This is a genomic window from Leptospira bourretii (genome assembly GCF_004770145.1).
In the GTDB taxonomy this organism is placed as follows: domain Bacteria; phylum Spirochaetota; class Leptospiria; order Leptospirales; family Leptospiraceae; genus Leptospira_A; species Leptospira_A bourretii.
In genome coordinates this window covers 507,296-531,784 of the sequence record NZ_RQFW01000019.1, presented here as the reverse complement: position 1 = coordinate 531,784, position 24,489 = coordinate 507,296, and the positions used below count along the sequence as shown (strand labels likewise).

The 24,489-nt window shown below is 32.6% G+C and carries 27 protein-coding genes; all 27 read right to left on the bottom strand.

Annotated features, from left to right (window positions below):
* Positions 1–42: 42 nt before the first annotated feature.
* Positions 43–444: a type II toxin-antitoxin system VapC family toxin gene (locus EHQ47_RS16910; protein ID WP_135748195.1), complete on the bottom strand. Its 402-nt coding sequence runs from the start codon at positions 442–444 to the stop codon at positions 43–45.
* Positions 444–680, bottom strand: a complete 237-nt coding sequence (locus tag EHQ47_RS16905; protein ID WP_135748196.1) for a type II toxin-antitoxin system Phd/YefM family antitoxin — start codon at positions 678–680, stop codon at positions 444–446. Before EHQ47_RS16905 ends, EHQ47_RS16910 begins: the two co-directional genes overlap by 1 nt.
* Before the next feature lie 255 nt (positions 681–935).
* Positions 936–1,784 (bottom strand): SH3 domain-containing protein, encoded by an 849-nt coding sequence (locus EHQ47_RS16900; protein ID WP_135749464.1) that lies wholly within the window; start codon positions 1,782–1,784, stop codon positions 936–938.
* 1,047 nt (positions 1,785–2,831) lie between these two features.
* On the bottom strand, positions 2,832–3,632 hold the full coding sequence (locus EHQ47_RS16895) for an SH3 domain-containing protein (RefSeq protein ID WP_135747760.1): 801 nt from the start codon (positions 3,630–3,632) through the stop codon (positions 2,832–2,834).
* Positions 3,633–3,832: 200 nt separating this feature from the next.
* Positions 3,833–4,504 carry a hypothetical protein gene (locus EHQ47_RS16890; protein WP_135777661.1) on the bottom strand — a complete coding sequence of 224 codons (672 nt, stop codon included), beginning with the start codon at positions 4,502–4,504 and terminating at the stop codon, positions 3,833–3,835.
* A 193-nt stretch (positions 4,505–4,697) separates the two neighbouring features.
* Entirely contained in the window at positions 4,698–5,468 is a 771-nt protein-coding gene (locus tag EHQ47_RS16885) for a metallophosphoesterase (RefSeq protein ID WP_135777660.1), read from the bottom strand.
* Between the two features lie 218 nt (positions 5,469–5,686).
* The gene (locus EHQ47_RS16880) at positions 5,687–6,091 is read right to left on the bottom strand and encodes a helix-turn-helix domain-containing protein (RefSeq protein ID WP_002974878.1); all 405 of its coding nucleotides are present in this window, start codon (positions 6,089–6,091) and stop codon (positions 5,687–5,689) included.
* Positions 6,092–6,391 carry a type II toxin-antitoxin system HigB family toxin gene (locus EHQ47_RS16875; protein ID WP_135777659.1) on the bottom strand — a complete coding sequence of 100 codons (300 nt, stop codon included), beginning with the start codon at positions 6,389–6,391 and terminating at the stop codon, positions 6,092–6,094.
* Between the two features lie 286 nt (positions 6,392–6,677).
* Positions 6,678–7,400, bottom strand: coding sequence for a hypothetical protein (locus tag EHQ47_RS16870; RefSeq protein ID WP_135777658.1), 723 nt, complete (start codon positions 7,398–7,400; stop codon positions 6,678–6,680).
* Between the two features lie 192 nt (positions 7,401–7,592).
* Positions 7,593–8,495: an STM4504/CBY_0614 family protein gene (locus EHQ47_RS16865; RefSeq protein WP_135777657.1), complete on the bottom strand. Its 903-nt coding sequence runs from the start codon at positions 8,493–8,495 to the stop codon at positions 7,593–7,595.
* Between the two features lie 188 nt (positions 8,496–8,683).
* Entirely contained in the window at positions 8,684–9,001 is a 318-nt protein-coding gene (locus EHQ47_RS16860; protein ID WP_135777656.1) for a helix-turn-helix domain-containing protein, read from the bottom strand.
* Entirely contained in the window at positions 8,967–9,344 is a 378-nt protein-coding gene (locus EHQ47_RS16855; RefSeq protein ID WP_135777655.1) for a type II toxin-antitoxin system RelE/ParE family toxin, read from the bottom strand. The genes EHQ47_RS16860 and EHQ47_RS16855 overlap by 35 nt, the downstream gene beginning before the upstream one ends.
* Before the next feature lie 270 nt (positions 9,345–9,614).
* A complete protein-coding gene (locus EHQ47_RS16850) occupies positions 9,615–10,250 on the bottom strand; it encodes a hypothetical protein (protein WP_135777654.1) in 636 nt (211 codons plus the stop codon).
* Complete coding sequence (locus EHQ47_RS16845) at positions 10,243–10,848, bottom strand: TIR domain-containing protein (protein WP_135777653.1); 606 nt, start codon at positions 10,846–10,848, stop codon at positions 10,243–10,245. The genes EHQ47_RS16850 and EHQ47_RS16845 overlap by 8 nt, the downstream gene beginning before the upstream one ends.
* 213 nt (positions 10,849–11,061) lie before the next feature.
* Positions 11,062–11,961 (bottom strand): hypothetical protein, encoded by a 900-nt coding sequence (locus tag EHQ47_RS16840; RefSeq protein WP_135777652.1) that lies wholly within the window; start codon positions 11,959–11,961, stop codon positions 11,062–11,064.
* Positions 11,942–12,544 carry a hypothetical protein gene (locus tag EHQ47_RS16835; RefSeq protein WP_135777651.1) on the bottom strand — a complete coding sequence of 201 codons (603 nt, stop codon included), beginning with the start codon at positions 12,542–12,544 and terminating at the stop codon, positions 11,942–11,944. Before EHQ47_RS16835 ends, EHQ47_RS16840 begins: the two co-directional genes overlap by 20 nt.
* The gene (locus EHQ47_RS16830; protein WP_135777650.1) at positions 12,537–13,391 is read right to left on the bottom strand and encodes a hypothetical protein; all 855 of its coding nucleotides are present in this window, start codon (positions 13,389–13,391) and stop codon (positions 12,537–12,539) included. The genes EHQ47_RS16835 and EHQ47_RS16830 overlap by 8 nt, the downstream gene beginning before the upstream one ends.
* Before the next feature lie 325 nt (positions 13,392–13,716).
* On the bottom strand, positions 13,717–14,469 hold the full coding sequence (locus EHQ47_RS16825) for an HNH endonuclease (protein WP_135777649.1): 753 nt from the start codon (positions 14,467–14,469) through the stop codon (positions 13,717–13,719).
* A complete protein-coding gene (locus tag EHQ47_RS16820) occupies positions 14,456–15,643 on the bottom strand; it encodes an AAA family ATPase (protein ID WP_135777648.1) in 1,188 nt (395 codons plus the stop codon). The genes EHQ47_RS16825 and EHQ47_RS16820 overlap by 14 nt, the downstream gene beginning before the upstream one ends.
* Before the next feature lie 290 nt (positions 15,644–15,933).
* Positions 15,934–16,869 carry an LA_2444/LA_4059 family outer membrane protein gene (locus tag EHQ47_RS16815; protein ID WP_135748216.1) on the bottom strand — a complete coding sequence of 312 codons (936 nt, stop codon included), beginning with the start codon at positions 16,867–16,869 and terminating at the stop codon, positions 15,934–15,936.
* 206 nt (positions 16,870–17,075) lie between these two features.
* Positions 17,076–17,924: a hypothetical protein gene (locus EHQ47_RS16810; protein ID WP_167483310.1), complete on the bottom strand. Its 849-nt coding sequence runs from the start codon at positions 17,922–17,924 to the stop codon at positions 17,076–17,078.
* A gap of 188 nt (positions 17,925–18,112) precedes the next feature.
* A complete protein-coding gene (locus EHQ47_RS16805; RefSeq protein ID WP_135777646.1) occupies positions 18,113–18,919 on the bottom strand; it encodes a hypothetical protein in 807 nt (268 codons plus the stop codon).
* Between the two features lie 268 nt (positions 18,920–19,187).
* A complete protein-coding gene (locus EHQ47_RS19720) occupies positions 19,188–19,604 on the bottom strand; it encodes a TFIIB-type zinc ribbon-containing protein (RefSeq protein WP_279638208.1) in 417 nt (138 codons plus the stop codon).
* Between the two features lie 337 nt (positions 19,605–19,941).
* Positions 19,942–20,835, bottom strand: coding sequence for an RDD family protein (locus tag EHQ47_RS16795; protein WP_135777644.1), 894 nt, complete (start codon positions 20,833–20,835; stop codon positions 19,942–19,944).
* 343 nt (positions 20,836–21,178) lie between these two features.
* Positions 21,179–21,640: a GNAT family N-acetyltransferase gene (locus tag EHQ47_RS16790; protein WP_135693834.1), complete on the bottom strand. Its 462-nt coding sequence runs from the start codon at positions 21,638–21,640 to the stop codon at positions 21,179–21,181.
* A 711-nt stretch (positions 21,641–22,351) separates the two neighbouring features.
* Entirely contained in the window at positions 22,352–22,936 is a 585-nt protein-coding gene (locus EHQ47_RS16780) for an RDD family protein (RefSeq protein WP_135777642.1), read from the bottom strand.
* Positions 22,937–23,142: 206 nt separating this feature from the next.
* A complete protein-coding gene (locus EHQ47_RS16775; RefSeq protein ID WP_135777641.1) occupies positions 23,143–24,423 on the bottom strand; it encodes a hypothetical protein in 1,281 nt (426 codons plus the stop codon).
* Between the last annotated feature and the right edge of the window lie 66 nt (positions 24,424–24,489).

Below are 24,489 nucleotides of genomic sequence, written 5' to 3'. Positions count from 1 at the left end.
GCCGAAGCGCAGCGTTTCCCCGCTGTTATACGCAGTGGGTAATTAAGACCAAATGGTTTTTAATCCAGATATTTTATACTTCTTTATCTCTGAATCTTTAGAAATGAACGTTAGTTTTCTTGATATACATTGCCAAATGAGCATTCGGTCAAATGGATCTTTATGAAAATCTTCTTTCAAGTTATGGTAAGAAGACGCTTCTTCTTGGCTCAGCTCAATTATATTTATGTTTAATTTTTCAAGTAATTTTGGAATTTCCTCCGGCTTAAACCCCGAAAGTTTAAGTTTTCCGAGTTTGAATTTTAAGGAAATTTCCCATAAAGAGATTGCGCTAACTAAAATTTGATTTTCTTGGTCCTGAACTATTTTGATGATATTTTTACTTAATTGTTTTGAATCACCAATTACCCAAAGTAAAGCATGAGTATCTAATAAATAAGTCATTAAAAGTTTAAGAATTCTTCTTCGGTAATGGAGAAATTCTTTTCAAAAGTTATTTTAACTTTTCCATCAAGCAGGCCAATTTTTCTTTTGGCATCAGACTTTTGGTTAATCGGAACAATCATAGCGATAGTTTTTTTGTTTTTTCCAAAAAGAATCCCAACTTTTTCACCATTCTTAACATATTCAAGAACTTCAGAAAAGTGGGATTTTAATTCGCCAACTGCATAGGATTTCATAATAGTTTGAGAATGCGAGATGTTGACAAGTTGTCAAGATAAATTCTTTCCAAAATTTGAATGATTTTTTACCCATTGCGTATAACGAACTAGACTAACCGACGTAGGCTGGCCCTGAGTCCCGGAACGGGACGTTAGGGACTGGAACGACGCTTGCGTAAGCAAGAGGAGTGCCAGAAGCCTATGTGTCGGAGACCGAGCGAGGGCGCAAGTCCCGAAGCGAAGCGGTTAGCGGATGTTATGCGTAGTTGTGCTCTATTTATAAAAATATTCAAGAAAATTGTATTTTTTTCCATTTATTTCTATTTCGGGATTTTTCCATGTATTTCTTTTGAATTTAAAATGGTCTTCCGATTCTACAATTTTTGAAATTCCAGTATTGTCATTTTTTATTGTATAAGAAGATTCTCCTTCATTTATTGTAAAACAGTTATTTTTAATACAGAGGTGATGAATATATTTATTACTTTTATTATCTTCATTACAGTTAATTGTTTCAAAACTATATTTTAGGAAAATTGATTCTTCTAATGTTTCCAAATTGATGTTAAGATACCGAAAATGCTCATCACAACTTTCACCTCCCCCATAAGATATAACTATATTCTTTTCATCTAAGAAATCTTCGAATTTATAGTTTATTTTTTCAAATATAATTTTTTGATTCTCTAAATCGATTATCTGCATTGTACAAAATCCTGAATGCCAGAACCCGCAAAAATTTTGTTCCGAATCTTTAGAATTTAACTCAATCAATTCGAATTTCCCATCGGAAGATTTTTTGGATCTTAAAATTTTAAGAGGTATTTCATCGCTTCTAATCTCATTGAGGTTTATGAATCCAGTAATATTTTGAAATGTTATTTTATCCCATCCAGGTGGGCCGATATTTTCCTTTGTATCTCTTGTAATGGCAATTCGTGTATGAAAAGGCACAGATCCTACTATTTTTGAATTGAAATCAGGTTTTTCTCTTATATAACTCTCTGGAACTGCAATTACAATGTATTGTTGAGTTTTTTGAAATTCATTAATTTTACTTTTGCAATCGAATGTTAAAATAAGAATTAAGCTGAATACTGCTAGGTGTTTTGTAGAAGTCATTTTAAAATTCTTAAATTATTTTTGCACAATTACGCATAACGAACTAGACTAACCGACGTAGGCTGTTCCCTGAGTCCCTGAAGGGACGTTAGGGATTGGCACGACGCTTGCGTAAGCAAGAGGAGTGACAAAAGCCTATGTGTCGTAGACCGAACGAGGGCGTAAGTCCCGAAGTGAAGCGGTTAGTCGCTGTTATGCGCTGGACTATATTTAAATAAATTGACTACATTAATTTAAATATTAAATAATTGAATATTATAAGGTAAGTAATGTTAACCGCTCTTTTTGGTTAAATACATTTTCAGTTTTTGAATCTTATTCTTTTTACTTTTAAAGTTTCAATAATGAAAAGTTTATATATTCTGGATTCTTTTACAAATAAATAGGTCGGACCATATAGGAATGCAACGAAAATAGGTATTATAATAAATTCTCTACTTATATTTTTATGATAAAATAAATATTTATATATTAAGTTAAATGAATTTATACCTAAAATTAAAAAGAAGATTATTTGAGTTAATTTACTAACCCAATGAATTCGAACTCGTATTGATATAAATGAGAATTTCGCTTCTGGGAATATAGTCCCTTGAAGATAAGGCATAACGGAATTTCTATAGTCAAGATGTCTATATATTTGAAATTGGTTATTAACAATTCTAAGAAAGTATTTATCTTTAGTAAGTATTTTTAGATTTTGAAAAATTTTATCAGAATCTAATTTTGTATAAAGTATATAATTATCGAAAAAAAGAAAATCTCTTAATCTTCTGGGTGATTTTCTAAAATTGCTAATTATGAAGATTTTTAATTCATTTAAAATTTTGTTTTTCATTTTTTTATAGTCTTGCGCATAACGAATTAGACTAACCGACGTAGGCTGGCCCTGAGTCCCGGACGGGACGTTAGGGACTGGCCACGACACTTGCGCAGGCAAGGGGAGTGCCAGAAGCCTATGTGTCGCAGACCAAGCGAGGGCGTAAGTCCCGAAGCGCAGCGGTTAGTCGCTGTTATCTGCAGTTGGCGATGTATAAGTGTATTTTTTTATCTTTTACAAAAATAGCCAATTTGATCACAAATACCTGACTTTGCAAATTTTTCTGAGCAATCTGCAGCAAATGGATCGTAATGTTTACATCTTTTATTTGTAAAGATACATTTTTTGAGATCAACATTGTAATTCGTAGAATCAAGATATTTCTCTTGGTTGTCTGTGATAAATCCCTTTATGCTATCTTTCCAAAATAGTACGATATTGTTTGTTTTTTTCTCTTTCGGTATATTTTTTTCAGATATTTTTGCTATTCCATCAGAATAAGATATGCTTTGGGTTTCGATTTCTTCTAAATTAATAGAAATTGAATCATTTTTAATTTGATAGTTTCCATTAAATATTTTTTTTGTCCCAAGATCAAAATCAATAAACTCATCAGTATAATAGGTTTTATTGTTTTGTAATGCTATTGTTTTATAAATTCCAATACCATAAGGATTGCACTGATTGTAAGAGTATGATGATTTTAATTCCATCTTTTTTATAGATGGAAAAATATCGTTTTTTTGTAGAAAGTAGTCTAGGACGAAACCATTTGCTTCTTTTACGAAGTGCCATGAATGAATTCTTTCAGCATAAGATTCTTGAATGTTTTTATTAGAAGTAGAAATTTTTGAGCCAAATGGAATTTGATTTATAATTTCTGAACTTAGGGAAGGAGTTTTTCTAATATTTAATATATCGGCATTGGTAAATTGGGTTTCAAATTTTTCATCGATACCATTTTTCGAATTATCCGAAGTTTGACATGTTAATATAAGTAGAAAGATAGAGTAAAAAATATTCTTCATGTTAATTGTATTTTATTTATTTTTCGCCAATTGCAGATAACGAACTAGCCTTCCCGAAGTTCCCTGTAGCCGAGCCTACGAAGTAGGCGTTGGCGTCGGCGCGTCTTCTTGCGAAGCAAGAAGCGTGACGGAAGGGAATTTGCCGTAGGCCGAGTGAGGCCTTGTGCCGAAACGTAGCGGGAAGGTGCTGTTATGCGACGTTAATTTGGAATACTTTTAATTGTTTCGCAATCAGTAAATTCTGAATACGGAATTATTGAAATTAAATTTTTAATTACTTCACTCGGTAGAACTAGATGTAATAAGCTTCCATTTTTGGTAATTATAGAGATATTTGTTTTTGAAAATATCTCGAGTTGTTTATTTTCAAGTCGCAATAAATCGATGGATGTGTCTTGATGAAAGTCAAAGAGAATATTTAAAAATACTAAACTTTTTGATTCGTAAATAAATTCATCGTAAGGTATAAAAAACGAGCTATCAAATTTTGTTTGTAAAAGATGGAATATATGTTCTGAACATGAGACATTTCCGAATGGGACTTCGTTTCTATAATTATTAGAATCACAGATGTTATATTGGTTATAAACCAGAGATAAATTTGGTTGATTACATAGCTTTGGATATTTTTCCCTGAAGTTTTGGCAGATTTCAGATGGTAACGTAATTGAATTTGATTCACATATGAAAATATAATTCGGTTTAAGCAATCTATCGGAAATTATTGATTTTTCAATTTTTACATCGTTAATTACCGAAGATTTATTTCTTATTTCGTATGCTCTGGCTATTGAGTAAACAAAAATGGAAGAGTATATTAATAAGACTACAGATAATATTATTGTTATTATTTTGTTTATTTTTAGTTTCATTTAATTAATGTCGCATAACGAACTAGCCTTCCCGAAGTTGTCCGACCCTGAGTCCCGGATGGGACGTTAGGGACTGGCACGTAGCTTGCGTATGCGAGCGAGTGACAGGAGGACAATTTGGCGTAGCCCGAGCGAGGCCTTGTGCCGAAGCGTAGCGGGAAGGTGCTGTTACACGAAGTTGGTTTTTTGATGATTAAACTTCTATAATAGCAGACTTAGAAAAGTTATTTTTTTGGTCTTCATTCATGTATCCGAGAGGATTAGAAACAAATGTAGTATTTAACAACTTTTTGTTAACAGTTCTGTGGTAATGGCCAAAAATCCAAAAATCAATATTGTTATTAGCATAAATGTTTTCTAAGTTTGTTGCACAATAGTGATTAATTAGTTCATTCTTATCAGAATTTAGGATTAATTCAAAGCTTGGCAGTTGATGAGTAACCAAAATTGTTTTTCCCTGGAATGGCTTTGCGAGTTCACTTTCAATAAATTTAACAGAAATATCATGAAAAAGATTCGTATCTTCAATGGTGATTAATCTTTTTTCAATTTGTTTTTTAGAGTATTTGATTAGTTTATAATCGTTACTTTTTGTCTCGAATTCATTTTTAAGTTTTATAGGAATGTTTGTCCATAGCGTGGAACAGATTAATCTAACGTTTTCAATTTCGATAGTCTTATTGTTTATTTTAAAATAATTTTTCGATATCTCTTTATAGTAATTTGGATAAGAATATAATACTTCTCCAGAATAGAATTCATGATTTCCTGGGACATGAATAACAAACTTGAATTGCTTTGTCCAATTTTCAAAAAATTTTTCAGCATTCTTTCGATTATTATCTGAAATTATATCACCAGCCAGAACTAGAATTTCAGCATTTGGTATAATGTTGTTTTCTGATAGGAATTTTCTGTTTTCAGGAAACTCTAAATGTAAATCTGAGGCATATTGAATTTTCATTTTTAATGATTAGATTTAAACCAATTTCGTGTAACGAACTAGACTAACCGACGTAGGCTGACCCTGAGTCCCGGAACGGGACGGTAGGGATTGGCACGACGCTTGCGTAAGCAAGAGGAGTGACAAAAGCCTATGTGTCGTAGACCGAACGAGGGCGTAAGTCCCGAAGTGAAGCGGTTAGTTGCTGTTATGCGAAGTTTTCGGGCTTGTTGTATGAATTACGCCACGGACGGCGTTCTTTTTCTTCCCGTCTTAGCAGTCTTGACTTTATATTCTTTTACAAGAATGTCAGTTGGAATTCCAAGATTTTGATTAATTTTTCTAATCATTTCTAAAGTAAGTTTTCTTTTTCGATTTAAGATTTCAGTGGCACGACTTCTTCCACCGATTAGATTTCCTAAATCAACACTCTTCATATTCATGTCATCCATAACGGATTTTAAAGCTTCAATTGGATCCGGATCTTCAATAGGGTAGTGTTTAGTTTCGTAAGCATCAACTAATGTTATTAAAACATCTAATTTATCGTATTCGGGAGTATTCTTTTTAGCATCCCAAAGTTTTTCTATCTCAGAAAGAGCTTCTAAGTGATCTTTTTGATTCTTAATAGGTTTAATGTTCATTTAAATCACCTCAGCATTGATTTTATCGTATTGTTCGTGAGTTCCAATAAATCTAATGAAAACAGTTTGTAAATTGTAATGAACTTTCACAATTAGCCTGTATTTATTCCCGTGTATATTGAAAACGATCCTATTATTTTTAAGAAAACTAGCATTTCTATACTTTTCTTTGATATCAGAAGGAGATTTCCAACTAGCTCTGGAAGTATCTTTAAACCAAACTTCTATAGGGGTTTTAGAGTCCGAGTATTTAGGAATAGAGTAGAAATCCCTTAGAATTTTTCTTGATATAACCCTCACAAATCAATAGAAGCTTGTTCCCGAATTGGTAACAACTACTTTTTTGCCTTTTTTAGCGAGCACGGACGCTCGCAACCTATTAAAAATAAAGCGCCGGGAAATTTTCGCATAACGAACTAGGCTACTCGACGTTTCCCGACCCTGAGTCCCTGCGGGACGTTAGGGACTGGAACGACGCTTGCGTAAGCAAGAGGAGTGCCAGAAGCCTATGTGTCACAGACCGAGCGAGGGCGTAAGTCCCGAAGCGAAGCGGTTAGTCGCTGTTATGCGCTGTTGCGGTTTTGATTTAGTCTAAATTATGTTGTCCTTTTTCAAATTTCAGGGATAAAGCTTCTGTTATTGTTCGAATCGTGCTACTAAATGCTCGATACATTTCCGTTACTTCTTCTTGTTTAATCATGCGTAAGTGGCCAAGTTCCCACTTTTTACCCTGTTTTGATAAGTGTAAATATTTTTCGTCGCATTCCCATCTGTTGTGCTGGCCTAGATTCCTCAGAAGAAACATCTCAGAGAGTAATTCCTTGTCAGATTCATTAATTTTTAATTTATTATCGACGATGATTGTTATTGTATCTATTTGTTTTAAAATTTCTAATTTTGTTAGCCGATCAAATTGTTTTTTTAATGTGTTATTTAATATTTCGGGATTAATCAGATTTATATTCAATTGCATAAACTTTTGCATTTCACTCAGATAAAATTCCCACTGAGCTACCATTTCAGTTAAGAAGCGCATATATACAGAAGATTTCAGAATTATTTCATACTCTTTAAAATATTCCATCCCTTTCTCAATGTTTTTATCTGAGGCTCCATCGAGTTTCATTTTGTTATATATTTCTTGGATACCATTTTCCTTTTTAACCTGTAAACTTGCTGCCGTATCTGTGAAAATGATATAAAATAGATTTGCGTTAACAATTTCAAGTGTTTGAAGGCCAATTTGAAAAGGGTAGGTGTATATTTTATTTTCATCGGTTGAGGATTTTAGAAATTTCTTGTATTTCATATTTAACCGCTATAGCGCATAACGAACTAGACTAACCGACGTAGGCTGGCCCTGAGTCCCGGAACGGGACGTTAGGGACTGGAACGACGCTTGCGTAAGCAAGAGGAGTGCCAGAAGCCTATGTGTCGCAGACCAAGCGAGGGCGAAGTCCCGAAGCGCAGCGGTTAGTCGCTGTTATACGCTGGGTCATATTTACAGATTTTTAAGTAGAAAATTTATACTTGAACCAGTTATATTTAGAGTAAACAAAGCTAAATTTTCGGTTATTTCGATTTCTTTATCACCCTTACCATGAGAGGCAGTTTTGTTTCTAATTGTTGGTATTCCGCTTTCTAAGATAGATTTTAAATTGTTAAGATAATTGCTTAGGTATGGCGGAATGAAATTATTTTCGAATAAGTGCTTTAATAATATACTGGCAGTATCTTCCTGCTTGTATTTAATGTTTTTACTTTTTAAAATAAGCTTCATGGTTGATTCAAATGATTTTAATGCTTCTACTATTGTTTCAGAGAAGTTTCCTTTTTTAAAGTGTTCATGAGCTTTCAGAAATTCTTCGTTTACGCTTTTGAATTTTTTATCATGAATTAGTTTGATTGTTTCTTTCACTGTTTCATTATGCAGATAGTCTGAATCTAATTTGATTGCTTGACCGTTTTCAAATCTAAACCCGAATCCTGCTTCTTTAAATCGTTGGTTAATTATTGAAGTTGCATCATCTATGGAGAGCATTGGCTTCGAAAAAGATATCTGTAAATTTCTGAATATTTCCAGAAATAATTCAATCGCATCTAGCACCCTTTCGATATTTTTTTCAGTTAGCACAAATGTGATTACATCATTTTCGGGATTATTATAATGGTTGGCATTTGTTAAAAAGAATAATCCATATTCATCACAAAGTATATTTCGTATTTCTCTAAATAGATTGGAGGAATTGTCTGAGCCTAGTTTTTCCTCTGGCCTAGATGCTTTATTTATTATCCTTACAATTTGTGTTCTTAAATTTTCAGACATAAATGTATACTGATATACATCTGGAAATTGATTTCTCAGTATCTTTTGCCTTCTTGAAAAAATATTTTTTATATCCATAGATTTATGACCTTGCGTATAACGAACTAGGCTACTCGACGTTTCCCGACCCTGAGTCCCAGCGGGACGTTAGGGACTGGCATGTAGCTTGCGTATGCAGGCGAATGCCAGAAGGGAAATGTGGCGCAGCCCAAGCGAGGCCGTAGTGCCGAAGCGCAGTGAGTAGCCGCTGTTATACGACGTGTGGCTTATACACTAGCTAATGTTTTCTTCCCTTTCTTAATTACTATTTCACCACCTAAAGTGTGAATTAATTTAGAAAGGACTAGTAAAGTTGGATTATCTTGTTTCCCACTTCTAATTTCTTGAATCACCGTGCTTGATACATTTGCTTTTTTTGAAAGTTCTCTAACGGTTACTTTTTGTGATTCCATAAGTTCAATTAATGTTTCAGAAAGATTTAGAGCATCATATTCCTTCTCAAATTTAGCTTTGAAGGATTTATCTTTCATTAAACGATCAAATGTAGATTTAGTAGTAGATGCCTTTTTTACTTCTTGTTTCATAATCTTCCCTTCTTTTAATAGCTCTAATTTTTTCGTTTTTAGGTAGCTTATCCGTTTTTTTAACAAAAGCGTTAGTAATGACTATTTTCTTCCCTTTTACAAAAAAACAAAGAAACCTGTGAGGAATTGGTTTGAAAGCGAAAAGAGAGTCTCCTTCAAAATTGAATTTAGTTTTGTCTTTGATTTCACCAATGTCAGCAAATCTTTTGAACAAAGCTAAAGTTTTAATCTTTAAATCATCTGGAAGACCATTAAAATAATCTAGAACATCAGATTTTTCTTTTTCATCAAAATACCATTCAACAGTGAATTTTTCGCCTTTATAAGCTGTAAATTCTATCACTTTTCAAGTGTGCCGGAATAACGGTACAAATTCAAGACTTTTTTAATTTCTTTTACCCAAATTATAAGTTTACAATTATTTTTGCCACATGTCGTGTAACGAACTAGACTAACCGACGTAGGCTGGCCCTGAGTCCCGGAAACGGGACGTTAGGGACTGGAACGACGCTTGCGTAAGCAAGAGGAGTGCCAGAAGCCTATGTGTCGCAGACCGAGCGAGGGCGCAAGTCCCGAAGTGAAGCGGTTAGTCGCTGTTATGCGATGTGCCGCTTTAGCTAATAATATCATACATAAGATTTTTGTAATTTATCATACTTTGGTTAACAGTTCGGATTTCTGAAATCAGTATATCGATATCTGGAAACTTCCTTTGAATTGTTTGGGGACTGAGTTTTTTGGACGACTCTTTTTTTGATTCTAAATCATACCATCTACGAAATTTAGCTTGCCATTTAGTTAAATGCGGGCGTATTCCTATATTTAAAACTTCGATAGCAGTCATTATAATTTGCTTTGTGTTTTTATTGTTTAGTTTGCTGGCTGGTATACTTTTAATTAACTCTCTTGTTATTTTAAAAAAATCATACCAAGAGTTATATAACTCAATTATTACATCATTTTCATCAAATTCGAGACCGATTTTTCTAGTATTAAGTTCAACCCAAATTTGATATGCGATTTGTCTATCGAGGTTGTTTATTTTTAGCTTTATTTTCTGGTCACCAATTCCTATTTTTGCCTCATCGATTTCGATGCTATTATGCTTAATCAGGCTTTTTAATATAATAAATGAATATATTCCGCAGAATATAAGAAAGATAATGATAATAAAATTATTAACATGGAAGATTAAATTTAAGTTTTTGTCGAAATAAATGTGTATAATTGAGTATATATCGTTATCCATCTTTTCTTCTCATTGGTCTTGATAAATCATACTCCGCTTGGGATCGATCGTTGAAAGTAGCATCAATTAAAAATTTCAATGCTGTCGGATTGTTATAAATGGTATCCCAATTGGTAATGGAGATTTTTGATTTTTTTGAAATAAGGTTATCTATAATTCTATCTGGTAAATACGGATACCTCTCTTCATATTCCTTTCTTGTTTGGATGTTAGTCCAAGTAAAATCAGCTGGATATATTTTTTGTTCATTTTCGTGTGCTGCGGTGAAATATTTGCAATTTGTACTTGGTAAATTAATAACGAGAATACCTGATTTTTTGTTTACTTTGCCATCATACATACTCGAGTAAATTTCCCAGTCTATATGTTTTCTTGCTTTTGTTTCTGTCCCAGCTAGTAGTATTGTTACGCTTGAATCAATTAAATATTCATCTCGAATTTTAACTCTAATTTCTTCGTCCGTCAGACTGTCGGAGATTTCTCCGGTATCGACTGATGAATCAATGAAAATTTCATTTTCGATATTTTTTTGAATTAGTAAATCTTTGTAAAGCTGATCATTTTTGTGATGGTAGCTAATAAATACTTTATGTTTCATGAAATTCCTCTTAATTGAATATTATGTAAAATGGATTTAGGCATATCGCATAACGAACTAACCTTCCCGAAGTTGTCCGACCCTGAGTCCCGGACGGGACGTTAGGGACTGGCACGTAGCTTGCGGATGCAAGCGAGTGACAGGAGGACAATTTGGCGCAGCCCGAGCGAGGCCTTGTGCCGAAGCGTAGCGGGAAGGTGCTGTTATGCGTAGTCACAAACTATTATCTATTTGCCTCAATTTTTTTAGTAATTCTTCTTGTTTTTCATAGCTAATGCGCAGTGGGTCTTCTCTATTTAACTCAGAAGAAATTAATTTATATATGAAATCGAATTTACGAATATCGATTAGCCATTGTCTGTATTGAGTTTCTCTGGAGAAGGGGTCAATTTTTAATTTAATTTTTTTTAAAGTAGTAATTAAATCTTCGTTAGTTTGAAGAGCTTTAACCGCTAAATTATAATTATACTCATTTAAATGTTCGTTTTCTAGAATTTGGGTGGAAACTAATTTTGAAAAGGCTGAATCTAGGGTTGGATAATGGTTCCAGAGTAGATTTAGATTTTTCAAATGTCTGTTTATTAATTTTGATTTAGCTTTGGTGAGTTTTTGTAAAATCAAGATAGTGTTTTCTTTTGAAAATACATTCAGCTCATTTTCACGAATTTCTTTGTTCATAAACCAAGTATGTAAAATTTCAGTATCATATATAATTTGCGGTAAACTTACTATGCGGTGAACTATAATATATGCCTTTATGAAATTTGTATGCTCTTTTTCCTTGATTAGATTTATTATTTTTGGAGTATCTATTTTTATGCTAGATAAACAGTATGTGTAGATGTAATTTCTTTTGTCGATTTTTCCATAATTTTGAAATTCTTTGTCGAATTCAGTTTTATTCAGTAAGTGATCTGCAAATTCATCTGTAAATTTGTTTAGAATTTCAAATTTGTTAACGTAATTGGAATTATTTACGAAAGAAAATATGTCATTGTTATAGATTACTTCAAGGTTAAGATTATTTGAATAAAGTTTACCTTTTTTTAATCGTATCAAATAACGGAAATAATTATTTTTTGAAATTATAAAGTTAATTATTTTTTTTAACATTTTCGAGCAGCATGGTTACGTAGTTCAGAATCATGTTTTTGAAATGACTATCGTTTATACGTATAATATAAGAATAATTTTGGAATATTTGGTTTATTGATGACCCTAGAACAAAAAACTTGTTATTGTTTTTTTCTTTGTTCATGAATAGGTATCTATCGTGCATTTGGAAGGTGGAATGGTATATGTTTATAGCTTTGAATATACCTGCTTCTGTGATTTTTCTGCTTATTTTAAGAGTTTCCTCTATCACGATTTTTTTATTTACTTTGTTTTTCATGAAAGGGAATTTTGACTTTGCTTTTCCTTTAATAAATTCGTATTTAGTTATTATATGAAATGTGTAGCTTTCGCCATGTTGCCCGAAGGCATTGATTAAGAAATTAAATTCATCTGAAGTGAAATATGGATCTATTATGAAAATTTCGGCATTTTTTTCCGTTCGGAATTCTTCTCCTAGGAGTAGATGCATTTTATTTTGATATTCAGTTTTGTATTCTATCAGCGGAATTGTTGATAGCTTGTCATGATTTAGTATTGACTTTACTGTTGAAAGATGTTCGTCCCAAGTATAATTAGTCATTGCCACCTATTTCAAATGTTTGACTAGTAAAAGGCCGAACTATACCTGAATCAGTTTGAATTGGTGTTTTCCCTATTCCCATAGTTAATACAATCTTCTTAATAAAATAGTTATCTGTTTTATATATTATTTCATTTAATGTGTTGGTAACTTTTATAATTGCGCGTGATGGATTGAAACCACACTCTATTCTGTTTTTTGTATATAACGTATTTAGGTCAAATTTATAAAAAAACTGTTCTTCCATATCGTTAAATAGTATAATTTCGACTTTTGATTCATGGTAATAGCCGAATTCATCATACGCCTTAATGATTAAGGCATCTTTTTTCTCTTTATCTCCATGTAATCGAAAGAATAATCTGGTAGGTCTATAAATAGAAAAAGTTTCTAGCATAAATGGGTATACGATCAAGTCTATGCCAAAGTTTTCTTTTAATTTATTAAAGGTAATTTCTCGTTCTTGTATATATTGGTCAAGACCGGAGAGGTAGTTAAGTTTTCGATAGTAAATTTTTCTTTTAGTGCAAAGCGTGATGAATGGGTTGAATTTTGTTGAATCTGGTTCTAGAAACTGATTGTCTTCATATGAATATGTAGATTCATTGCACAGTTGTATTCCTTTGAATTTGAAATTATTCTCTTGAAATCCTGATTCGATTCCTGATAATTCAGTTTCCGAAATATCAGCAAACCATATTATGAAATTAGAAATTTCTATTTTTCTCCAATCTGTAATTTGGTAATCAAGTTCTGTTTTGTCCCAGAGAATGGAATGTCCAAATACAAACTTGGTTACGCCTTGTTTTTTTTCTAGGATGATTATCGTTCTGTATTCTTTGTTCATGTTGGTTTTGTGATTACGCATAACGAACTAGACTAACCGACGTAGGCTGACCCTGAGTCCCGGAACGGGACGTTAGGGACTGGCGCGTATGCAAGCGAGTGACAGAAAGCCTATGTGTCGCAGACCAAGCGAGGGCGAAGTCCCGAAGCGAAGCGGTTAGTTGCTGTTATGCGACGTGACTTGCCATAAGGAAATGTTGTTAGAAAGAATGTTATACAAAATATTGAATTCATGGGCATAAAAAATGATTCATTCGAATAACAAAAAAATAGTTTTCTGTTGTTATATATTATATATGTAATTTATATGAATTTTATTTTATTTATTATGCTTGAATTTCAAGAGCTGCTTTCGAAATATCATTCTCTAATTGAATCAATTCACTATCCCATATCCTTAGTGTTTGGAAATAATTCTTAAGTTCGATGAAATCGGCATTTGTCAAGATGATAGCGGCTGTAGTTGCAGAATAAGCAGAATTGGGTAATCCTTCTTTCATTAAATCTTTTAAACCATTGGTAATTCTATTTATTCTTCTTGTGCTTGTATTAAGCCCTGTTAAAACTTCATTCGTTAATTCATTCAATTCTTCTAATTTTTCTTGTACTGCGTTTCCTATTTGATATCTTTTTTTTACGAGCCTGTCTGGATTATTTAAATTCAAAACTGAAATTGTGAGTTTTCCAAGGTCATCTTTTCCTTTTATTCTGTAATGCCAATATTTTAGGTGAGCTTTTGGATCGATGAATGAAGGATCAATTATTGGTTCTAATATTGTATCATGATCTTTTTTAGTACCATTGCATTTTTTACACGATGGTAATAGGTTGTTCCATTCTAAAACTTCATTTTTATACTTTTCTTTTGGATGGAAGTGATCAACTTCTAAGTATTTGCTTTCTTCTGTTATATTTGTTTCACAATAACAGCACTTATTGTTGGAGTATTCTAAAAGTTTCTTCTTTAAAAAATCAATATTCCAGACAGATTTATTAGTCTGTATAAATTCTTTGGTTAGTTCTGATTGCAATGATTCGGTTAGTTCTGGAGGCTTTTGCGTTCTTTCAATCTTTATCATTTTTGCTCATGCCGGCTAATTGGATTCTGAAAATTTTTTTTAATGAATTTTCGGGATGAAGCATTCTATCAAGTATATTATAGTTAGATTTTGCGCTTAGATAGTCTTCACTTTCAATTGCTAAGTTAAATTTTTCGATTATTTCCAAATATTGATCAGTTCTTGTCTCCGTCATCCCCATTACACCAACTAAAATTTCTTCGACTGTCCAACCTTGACATCCAAATTCGGAATTAAATATTGGATTAAAGGTAATCTCCTTATTTTCATTGAGAGTTAATGCGATTATTTCTTCAGGATTAGCAATTTGAATAATATGCGGACTATGTGTAGAAGTAAAAATTTGAGCATTTGGTAAAATAACTTTTAAGGTTTTATAGATCATCGCTTGCCATTCTGGGTGTAAATGTAAATCTAATTCATCTATAAATACAATTCCGTCAAAGTCTCGAATAAACTTGCTGGGGTTTTTATAACGAAATTCAACTTCTTTTATAAGTCCAAGTAACAGCGCAATGCATGATTTATAGCCAGATGATAAATATTCAAAGTATATTTCCTCCTTTTCGTCATGAATTAAAATATCAAAAGAATCTGGTATTACCTTACTAAAAGAAATTCTGGGATTTAGGAATGTAAAACATTTCTTGGCTATTTCAAAATTCTTAATTTGGTTTTCGTCTAAGGTTCCTTTTTGTGCAGAAAATAAATATCTGTTTACAAACCAATTTTTTAAGTCAGCTGACAACGAACCGCTCAAAGTTTCTTGAGCAAAATTCCCAATACTTTTTATTGGATCTGTTGATAGTGAATTAAGTCGCATATATTCGATATCTCGATGTGTCTTGAAGACTATTACATCTATTGAATTTTCATAAAAATAAAATTTATTGGTGCTTTTATATTCGTTTGGATGAAATGCATCTATGGTAATTTCATTTTCTATTTTTTTATCATTTATATTTACATCTATTTGCCAGAATCCCTTTTCACTACTGGCTTTTTTTTTAAGAGATAGATGATTATTAGAGAAAGATTGAGCTAGGCAATTTAGTATTGTTGTTTTTCCAATACCATTCTCTCCACAGATAATGTTGAAAGACTTATCAAAATTTAACACTATCTCTTTTATTGGTCCAACGTTTATAATTTTTATACTATTTATTTTAATCATGAGTTATTTGTATTTTTACTTATCCGAAATTCAATATTAAATCAAATATGGAAAATTAAATTTAAAAGAAAAGTTCGAATTTGAAAAAGCGTAATTTATATTTTAAGTTAGTCATGTCGCATAACGAACTAGTCTTCCCGAAGTTCCCTGTAGCCGAGCCTCCGCAGGAGGCGTTGGCGTCGGCGCGCCTTCTTGCTGGGCAAGAAGCGTGCCGGAAGGGAATTTGCCGGAGGCCGAGTGAGGCCTTGTGCCGAAACGTAGCGGGAAGACGCTGTTATACGACGTGACAATTAGAATACGGTAGAGGCTGATATATAAAATCCTCTAATAATTTCTTTTCCATTCGAGAGCTTGCTATTTTGGAAACCATAAGAATTTCTAAAAGAAGAATACGAGAAATAAGTATCATTCAAGTCTTCATATTTAAAATATGAATAATTGTAATTGTAGCCGAAAGCAAGGTTGAAGTTTTCTAGGAAATTGTATTTCAAAGATATGTTCGCTTCATATCCTTGAAATACACCTTTGGTTTTTCCATTTCCTTTAATAAATGCAAAATCAGCAAAAGTACCAGATGGAAAGTAATAAAGGTTAGAATCAAGGTAATAGTAATCTCTTTTACCTTGAGTATGATAGAAATCTAATCCAAGATTAAGGGAAAGCTGATCAGTAATAGGAATTTTTGATTTTAGAACAATTTGAGGACCTAGGGCAATTATTTTTTCTTCAGCAGTAAAATTGTCTTTTGAAATATTTCTGATTCTATCAATTTTTCTAATTCCACCGCCAATCGCAAAATACTCTTTTGATTCCGGAGAAAGATAAAAGAAGAAATTTAATTTATAATCATTTCTTTCATTATATCTTAAATATTCTTTATAACGTTCATATTGTATAGTATTGTTTATTCTATATACATTATCAATATCATAATTAGCTCTTTCCATTTGAATTTTGGAGTATTCAAATTCAAACCCAAAACCATTTTCAAGATTTTTATAAATGAAGAAGAAAGGATTAATAGTTTTAGTATTGCTCCTTAAATCATTTACTTTATATCCCCAATAAGGTTCAGCATCGGTTTTGTCTCTACTATATTCATAGGGAATGAATTCAGCTTTTTGCGCCTTAATTCCGGTTTCTATAGTTGCTTTTGAACCTTGAGAAAAAAGTGCAGAGTTTGCTAAAATTAAAGTCAGGATAAATTTTTTTATATTTTTTTTCATATTATTGATTCAATTTTTTGTCATGTCGTATAACGAACTAGACTAACCGACGTAGGCTGGCCCTGAGTCCCGACGGGACGTTAGGGACTGGCATGTAGTTTGCGGATGCAAACGAATGCCAGAAGGGAAATGTGGCGCAGCCCAAGCGAGGCCGAAGTGCCGAAGCGAAGTGAGTAGCCGCTGTTATGCGTAGTAGCCGGAATGTATTAACCAAGTGCAGTTTTACCAAAAGGAACGACAAAGATTTGAATAGGGAATGTTATTATATCAAAAAGTATAAAAGGAGGATAAAGTAAATAAAGTAAAATGTTTGGATTTTCTAATTTTTTTTCAGTAAAATAATCCAAGTTTAGCCAGATAGATGTTTTATAATTAGGAGAAATATACATGTTTTTTATTTTTTTATAAAATCTATCTTCTACAATACTTATGTAAATTGATTTAGGTAATTTTATTTTTTTCATAGGAAAGAATTTGATTTTTGTAGAAACTTTATCGCAATCTTCCTTAGATTCAAATGAATTGGAATTAGGGTTAAATTTTTGATGGTAACAAATATCATTAAGATCAGGTCTGGGTTTATAATAAGTAATTAATCTGGAAAGTCCATCTTCAGAAATAGAGATGGATTTTGGAAATCCAAATTGACCATTGCTATTAGAATAGAAATTTTCTTTTAGATTGGAATGTATAAAAGCATAATCTCTGTCATAATAGATAAATCCCTTTTTTTCATTTATGTAATAATCCGCATCATTTACATATTCAAGAGGCTTATCAGAAATCTTTGAGTCAAATTTACAATCGAAAAATTGTTTTATTTTTAGAGAATAGCAACTGTCATAAGTATATTCTTTGTTTAGCTTAGAAAAATGAATTCTTAGAAAACTTTCTTCTATCTCTTCTAAAGCAGTAATTGAATCAATTGAAATTGTTGTTTGAATAGTTTGAGGATATAATCGATAGTTTAAATGCATCGTCATGCATGAACATAAAGAAGTATGAATTAGAATTAAAATTAATATTTGTTTCATTGGTTTTAGGCTATTACGCATAACGAACTAGCCTTAACGACGTAGGCTGACCCTGAGTCCCGGACGGGACGTTAGGGACTGGCCACGACACTTGCGTAGGCAAGGGGAGTGCCAGAAGCCTATGTGTCGCAGACCGAGCGAGGCCTTGTGCCGAAGCGAAGCGTTAAGGCGCTGTTATGCGAAGTAAATTTTGTTTTAACTTTGAATTCTTAATTTAGAAATCCGCCAAATACCCAGTAATTGAAAAATAAATCACCTGAGGAATCTTGTGAATACGGATCATTTGCTCCACACATAATTCCTGTCCAATTTACGAATTCAATGCTAACAGTTATTCCTGGATATTTATCATATTCTGGAAAACCGAAATACCAAAAATCTTCTACGCCATCAATCGTATCTTTGTTTTTGGTTTTTGCAAAGGAATGAAAAGTGGCGCCTTTAGGTATGAATTTCATAATGCTTTGGTCATGAATGTTAATACAGAGAATTTGTTCTGCATTTTTATCTGGATATCTTCTTCTTTTTAGATTAGATTTAACTTTGAAATCTTTTCTAAAAACTTCTATATTTTCTAAGTCAAATGCGGTTATATCTCGACCATTTTCTTTAAGACTATTTAAAGCATGAAATTTTTTACCATTATCACATTCAATAGAAATTGAGTAAAAAGGATGTGATGAATCCATATTTAATTGGCATCTTGTTTTGTTTGGAAATCCTGTGTGACAATTGGATCCAATTGATGGATAAAATAATACTTGTGATCCTTGAATTGAAAACGTTCCGTTTTTCCCTTCAAAGCAAGGTCTACCTTCAATAGGATCTTCAACTATATAACTATTTTCATAAAATACCAAACGAGTGGCCTGAATGTTTGTAGTTAAACGCAAAAATTCATACCATTCTGATTTTTTGAGAAAGGATTTTATTTGATTAACATTATTGAAATCTAGATTTTGTGGCAAAATTTGAAGGTTTATGAGAAAAAGAAAAGATATTATAGATTTATTCAAGGCCTTACCTTCTATATAAATAATTTTAATTTATTTCGCATAACGAATTAGACTAACCGACGTAGGCTGGCCCTGAGTCCCGACGGGACGTTAGGGATTGGCACGACGCTTGCGTAAGCAAGAGGAGTGACAAAAGCCTATGTGTCGCAGACCGAGCGAGGGCGCAAGTCCCGAAGTGAAGCGGTTAGTCGCTGTTATGCGCAGTTTGCTTATGGGTATTATTTTCTGAAACAGATTCTTTTAAAAATATTGTTCGAATAGTTCTTGTTTATTGAAAATGCTTCTTAATAAAATTTACAATTTCCTTTGGTAAATTCGATACATTTTTAGGATGCGTCATTAAAAAATGAAGTAGCCCTGACGATTTCTCTGAATTTGTATTATATAGGCTATGTAAAATTTCATCATTTTTTATATTTTGATGTTTGTGTTGAATTCTATTGATTGTTAGAAGGAATTCAATTTCGGCATTTGTTTTTGCTTTTTTTTCAATGTTGAATTCTGAATTATTAATATTCAAACTTTCAATTTCATTTTTATCTAACCAAATTAGTTCGCAATTATTACATATGTCAATTTCGATAGAGTTGAAAATTTTAGGAAGAATATGCAATTTCATTTTTGAATTACAATTTCCGCAAATAAGTCTAGATTTCCTAATTTTGGACTTATTCTTTACTTTCATCCAAAAATCTATTTTGAGTAAGTTTTTTATAGAATTTTCTGAATAATAATGACCAAAGCATTTTGGACAAATTAGTATTTTGCCATAAGTGGTTTTAAGATTTTCTAAAGTAATATTACAATTTTGACATTTAATCATATATAGAATAGCAAATTGCGCATAACGAACTAGGCTAATCGACGTTCCTCGTAGCTGAGCCTACGGAGTAGGCGTTAGCGTCGGCGCGCTTCTTGCGAGCGCAAGAAAGCGTGACGGAGAGGAATGTGTCGCAGACCAAGCGAGGCCGCAAGTGCCGAAGCGCAGCGATTCGCCGTTGTTATACGCTGTGTGCAAGTATTCAGTAAAGAGAACATAGAATTTTTTTTGAATTTAATTCATCTGTTCGAGAATATTTAGTATAATCGTTAAGTTGGAAATTTGGTTTCGAAATATAGGTTAGGTTGATTTTACATTTATATAAGTCAAAGGATGATTGTTTTTGTGATCTCCATTCCTTGAGTATTTTTGGAAGATTATTTTCAAATTCATTAATGGGAACATTTATTTTCATGATTATTTCATTATCATTTTTTTTGATTTTTAAAAAAACGATACTTGGATAATTATTTACTATTTGTAATAAACTAAGGTGTTCCTTTGATTCTGCTGATGGATATTTTGATTCAATGAAGAAGATATTCAAAATTAAGGAAATTAAAGTTATAATTACTGAGCCAATAAAAGCTGAGATAATTACTTTACGTTGATATGGAAATGCTAAATAAGTATATTTATTTTTTATAACTACACTTTGACTTACGATTTCATGTAATCCTCTATGCAGAGGAATATCAAAAATACTCGATATAATTATAAAAGATAAAAGTGGGACAGAAAAATAAGTTTTTAAAGAGAGAATGTTTTTGTATTGATCTTTTGTAAAATTTCCAGATTCAATATCGTAAAATAGGATGTAAAATGGTAATATTAAAATAAATGCTCTTAAGCAAGATCTGATTAAACTTAAATTTCCGAAAAATTGGTTTTGGACAGATATTTGGCAAATCGCTTTTCCGATGGTTTTTCCCTTGAATATTTTACTATTAAAGATAGAAAAATAGGCGAACGCTATCGAAAGATTAATTGAAAGTTGAACATTGTAGCTTTCTATATTAAAGAATGACACGAGATAGGTTACTGCTATTAGCAGAATTACATCAATTATAGAAGCTAATAATCTTATTTTAAACATTTTTATTAATTTAATTTTTGCACATTGCGTATAACGAACTAGACTAACCGACGTAGGCTGACCCTGAGTCCCGTACGGGACGTTAGGGATTGGCACGACGCTTGCGTAAGCAAGAGGAGTGACAAAAGCCTATGTGTCGTAGACCGAACGAGGGCGCCAGTCCCGAAGTGAAGCGGTTAGTTGCTGTTATGCGAAGTTCCAGGGCTACTCAGGAAGAGCTTCTTATTGTTTTTTTCGTTAATTGATATTTTTTTTTGGACTTTTTTTTCAATATTGATTAAATATTGGGAATTTTGATGCCAATTAAATAATCTTTGATATTTAGCTAACAGAGTATCGCATATTAAATTAGTAGCAGGCTTTTTTTCATATTTAATCCTACTCCAAAGCGAGTTTGTGTGGTGCCTAAGAGCTCAAACCCGCATGATTTGTAGAAACCTTCAGCATGAGGATTCCCAACTACATGTAAAAAATCCGCACCCGAAAATTTTGCCTGGGTACAACATCGTTTAATGAGTGCCCGACCAACACCTTTTCGCCACACATTTGGTTTAACGAATATAGCATCAAGTTCGGAATTTCCATCGTCGCGAGGAAGAACTGCAGCGAATCCCAATATTGAACCTTCTACCTCCGCGACAAAAACCCCGCCGGCCTCGATTTGTTTAATTGGAAGTTCAATTGCATCTGGATTTATCAATAGAACTTCTCGATCACCCGGATTATTCAAAGAGGCCTCCCATTGAATTTCCTCAAGAGTTTTTTGCTCGCTGACTTTTGCTATTCTTACTTGTAATTTATTCATATATTTTAAGGAGATTTTTGGTACATTATTTTTACATGCCAAACAGGAATCGAGTCTCGCCCTGCAATTTCGCATAACGAACTAGACTAACCGACGTAGGCTGGCCCTGAGTCCCGACGGGACGTTAGGGACTGGAACGACGCTTGCGTAAGCAAGAGGAGTGCCAGAAGCCTATGTGTCGTAGACCGAACGAGGGCGTAAGTCCCGAAGTGAAGCGGTTAGTCGCTGTTAATTGCAGTGTCCAATGAGTAGTAAAGAATTCGTATAGGAAGGTAAAGAAGTTAAATCAATTCTCTTAAAAATACTTTTTCTTAAATCAATTTTCGCGTGAATATCCCAAACAGAGTTTGGTAAAACAGAACTGTGCTAGAAAATAGTCAATGAATATAAATAATGAGAAAGACGTTAAAAGAAACTAAGCCTTAATAAATATCTTTTATTTTTTTTTCTTAATTCTTCGTCTTTCTCATTTATCTTTTCACCAGCCTTGAATAAAAATATTCAGCGAAAATTTGAAACAAAAATATCTTAAATTCTTTTTTCTTGGACATTGCAATTAACGAACTAGGGGAGACGACGTTCCCTGACCCTGAGTCCCGACGGGACGTTAGGGACTGGCACGTAGTTTGCGGATGCAAACGAGTGACAGAAAGGGAATGTGGCGCAGCCCAAGCGAGGCCGGAAGTGCCGAAGCGCAGCGTTTCCCTGCTGTTATGCGACGTTGGATTTTTTAGCATTGAGAATGACAATTGAATTTGCAAGAAAATCATGTGGTGTTTTCTTCATTTTGTTAAAAAGAATAAATAGAATTGAAAGAATATAGTAATAAGTTGAAAGATTAGGAAAGAGTTCTTGTTTTTCTAATTCTTTAAAATAAGAAGAAAAATCGTAAGCAATTAAGGTTTCAGCATTATCATTGTAATAACTAAACATCAAGTAAACATTAATAATGAAGATAATATAGATGAAAATATGCGGTATCTCTCTTAAAAATGAATCTCTTATACTTAAGCTGTCTTGGTTTTTTCCAATTATTTTAATTTTAACGGCTAATTTTCCTAATGTTCCGCCATATTTGAATGCAAAGAAAATTCTATATCCGATGAAAATTATGGAATAGAAAATCGTTAACATAAAATAGTATTTTAATCCTAAACTCTGTGATTTGAACATCGCATAAATCATTATTGAAAGAAATGGTAGCATAACTATAAAATCTACTAAATGTGCTTTAATTCGTTTGCCTAATGATGCTAATTCTAAATCTTCTGGTATATTTGTCTTTTCTATGTTCATCGTATTTTCTATCCTTTTTTTTATTTATTCAATTAATTTAAATCTAATGTCGCATAACGAACTAGCCTTCCCGAAGTTGTCCGACCCTGAGTCCCGACGGGACGTTAGGGACTGGCACGGAGTTTGCGGATGCAAACGAGTGACAGGAGGACAATTTGGCGTAGCCCGAGCGAGGCCTTGTGCCGAAGCGTAGCGGGAAGGTGCTGTTATACGACGTTTTTAATTTCTAATGGAATTATTCCGAATACTCTTCCGCTTGAGTTAAAAATGAAATCTCCATAGAAATAAAATTCTAATAAATCTTTTTTTTCTTGATGATATATATTTTTCATAATCTCATATTGATCGTCCATTTTACTTTTTAATATTCTGCAGATAAGTCTTCTTCGGGTAGTTTTGCGTTCTTCCTCAAAGTGAATTATTTCATTTAAATTTTGATCTATAATTATTTGTAAGGAATTTGTGGTTAATCCAGTGAAGAATAAATAATAGTTCCCATTCGCATCCATGAGTGGAGCAGAGATATTTCCAAATACTTCATCATCATTTTCGTAATCGTTTATTCTTTTACTTGATTTGATTACTGATAATCGATTGAATAGCGATTTGTGTATTACGATATTTTTTCCATAGCTTGATTCGAATGGTACTTTTGAATTATTAAATATTTGCCTATTGGAATTTTCCTCTATAAAACGAATTCGATTTAATAATAATACAGTGATTTTTGCCTTCGGAGTCAATTCGTTTAGTATATTGTAATAATATTCTAGTCTGGTTAGTAGTTTGTAGTTAAAAGGTTCCATTTCGAATGGAAAGGGGACTGGGTCTACTAGCCAGGCTTTGGTGTAAGATTGAATTTTGTTATCGAAAGATATGATTACTCCATAAAGAAAATTTTTAAACTTAGATTCTTTTTTTTGATTTTGTAAGTATTCTTTTTTTTCTTTAATTGATTTTTTTTGAGTAGATAATGAAGGATTTTTTAACTTATTATCTTGGTTTGTATTTCCTTTGCATTCAATATAAACTTGGGCATATTCTTCTCCTGTGGATGCTATATTTAAATGATAGTCAAAGTCTTTAGTCGTTTTTATTGATAGGATATTCCAATCGGCTTCCGACAAATTATATAGCTTATTAATTATGCATAAGCTAATAGATTCGCCCATTCTTTGGACTAAATCTGAATCCATAGAGTTCCCTGTAAAATTTACCTGAATTGATTGGGAATTAAATGTAAGGTAACCTTCAAATAGGTAGAAGCTTTTTTCTAGCTTTGATTTGAAATCTGAATACGATTGAAAGCCTGGAAAATCTTTTTTTTCTTTGAATAGGAGGTATGTTAAAAATTCTTCTTTTGGTATTGAAACTAATTTTTCGGTTAACTCTTTTAGAGATTGAAAGTTTGGATATTTTTGGAATTTATCCTCCTCCTCTTCGTCATAAAAATCTACTTTGATTAAAATTTCGTTTGGAATGTTCATTTTTAAAAATGTCGTATAACGAACTAGGGGAGACGACGTTCCTCGTAGCTGAGCCTACAAAGTAGG

Excerpts from the sequence above, each read along its gene's own strand:
- EHQ47_RS16910 (WP_135748195.1), bottom strand. The coding sequence starts at position 444 with ATGACTTATTTATTAGATACTCATGCTTTACTTTGGGTAATTGGTGAT.
- EHQ47_RS16905 (WP_135748196.1), bottom strand. The coding sequence starts at position 680 with ATGAAATCCTATGCAGTTGGCGAATTAAAATCCCACTTTTCTGAAGTT.
- EHQ47_RS16900 (WP_135749464.1), bottom strand. The coding sequence starts at position 1,784 with ATGACTTCTACAAAACACCTAGCAGTATTCAGCTTAATTCTTATTTTA.
- EHQ47_RS16895 (WP_135747760.1), bottom strand. The coding sequence starts at position 3,632 with ATGAAGAATATTTTTTACTCTATCTTTCTACTTATATTAACATGTCAA.
- EHQ47_RS16890 (WP_135777661.1), bottom strand. The coding sequence starts at position 4,504 with ATGAAACTAAAAATAAACAAAATAATAACAATAATATTATCTGTAGTC.
- EHQ47_RS16885 (WP_135777660.1), bottom strand. The coding sequence starts at position 5,468 with ATGAAAATTCAATATGCCTCAGATTTACATTTAGAGTTTCCTGAAAAC.
- EHQ47_RS16880 (WP_002974878.1), bottom strand. The coding sequence starts at position 6,091 with ATGAACATTAAACCTATTAAGAATCAAAAAGATCACTTAGAAGCTCTT.
- EHQ47_RS16870 (WP_135777658.1), bottom strand. The coding sequence starts at position 7,400 with ATGAAATACAAGAAATTTCTAAAATCCTCAACCGATGAAAATAAAATA.
- EHQ47_RS16865 (WP_135777657.1), bottom strand. The coding sequence starts at position 8,495 with ATGGATATAAAAAATATTTTTTCAAGAAGGCAAAAGATACTGAGAAAT.
- EHQ47_RS16860 (WP_135777656.1), bottom strand. The coding sequence starts at position 9,001 with ATGAAACAAGAAGTAAAAAAGGCATCTACTACTAAATCTACATTTGAT.
- EHQ47_RS16850 (WP_135777654.1), bottom strand. The coding sequence starts at position 10,250 with ATGGATAACGATATATACTCAATTATACACATTTATTTCGACAAAAAC.
- EHQ47_RS16845 (WP_135777653.1), bottom strand. The coding sequence starts at position 10,848 with ATGAAACATAAAGTATTTATTAGCTACCATCACAAAAATGATCAGCTT.
- EHQ47_RS16840 (WP_135777652.1), bottom strand. The coding sequence starts at position 11,961 with ATGTTAAAAAAAATAATTAACTTTATAATTTCAAAAAATAATTATTTC.
- EHQ47_RS16835 (WP_135777651.1), bottom strand. The coding sequence starts at position 12,544 with ATGACTAATTATACTTGGGACGAACATCTTTCAACAGTAAAGTCAATA.
- EHQ47_RS16830 (WP_135777650.1), bottom strand. The coding sequence starts at position 13,391 with ATGAACAAAGAATACAGAACGATAATCATCCTAGAAAAAAAACAAGGC.
- EHQ47_RS16825 (WP_135777649.1), bottom strand. The coding sequence starts at position 14,469 with ATGATAAAGATTGAAAGAACGCAAAAGCCTCCAGAACTAACCGAATCA.
- EHQ47_RS16820 (WP_135777648.1), bottom strand. The coding sequence starts at position 15,643 with ATGATTAAAATAAATAGTATAAAAATTATAAACGTTGGACCAATAAAA.
- EHQ47_RS16815 (WP_135748216.1), bottom strand. The coding sequence starts at position 16,869 with ATGAAAAAAAATATAAAAAAATTTATCCTGACTTTAATTTTAGCAAAC.
- EHQ47_RS16810 (WP_167483310.1), bottom strand. The coding sequence starts at position 17,924 with ATGCGTAATAGCCTAAAACCAATGAAACAAATATTAATTTTAATTCTA.
- EHQ47_RS19720 (WP_279638208.1), bottom strand. The coding sequence starts at position 19,604 with ATGAAAGTAAAGAATAAGTCCAAAATTAGGAAATCTAGACTTATTTGC.
- EHQ47_RS16795 (WP_135777644.1), bottom strand. The coding sequence starts at position 20,835 with ATGTTTAAAATAAGATTATTAGCTTCTATAATTGATGTAATTCTGCTA.
- EHQ47_RS16790 (WP_135693834.1), bottom strand. The coding sequence starts at position 21,640 with ATGAATAAATTACAAGTAAGAATAGCAAAAGTCAGCGAGCAAAAAACT.
- EHQ47_RS16780 (WP_135777642.1), bottom strand. The coding sequence starts at position 22,936 with ATGAACATAGAAAAGACAAATATACCAGAAGATTTAGAATTAGCATCA.
- EHQ47_RS16775 (WP_135777641.1), bottom strand. The coding sequence starts at position 24,423 with ATGAACATTCCAAACGAAATTTTAATCAAAGTAGATTTTTATGACGAA.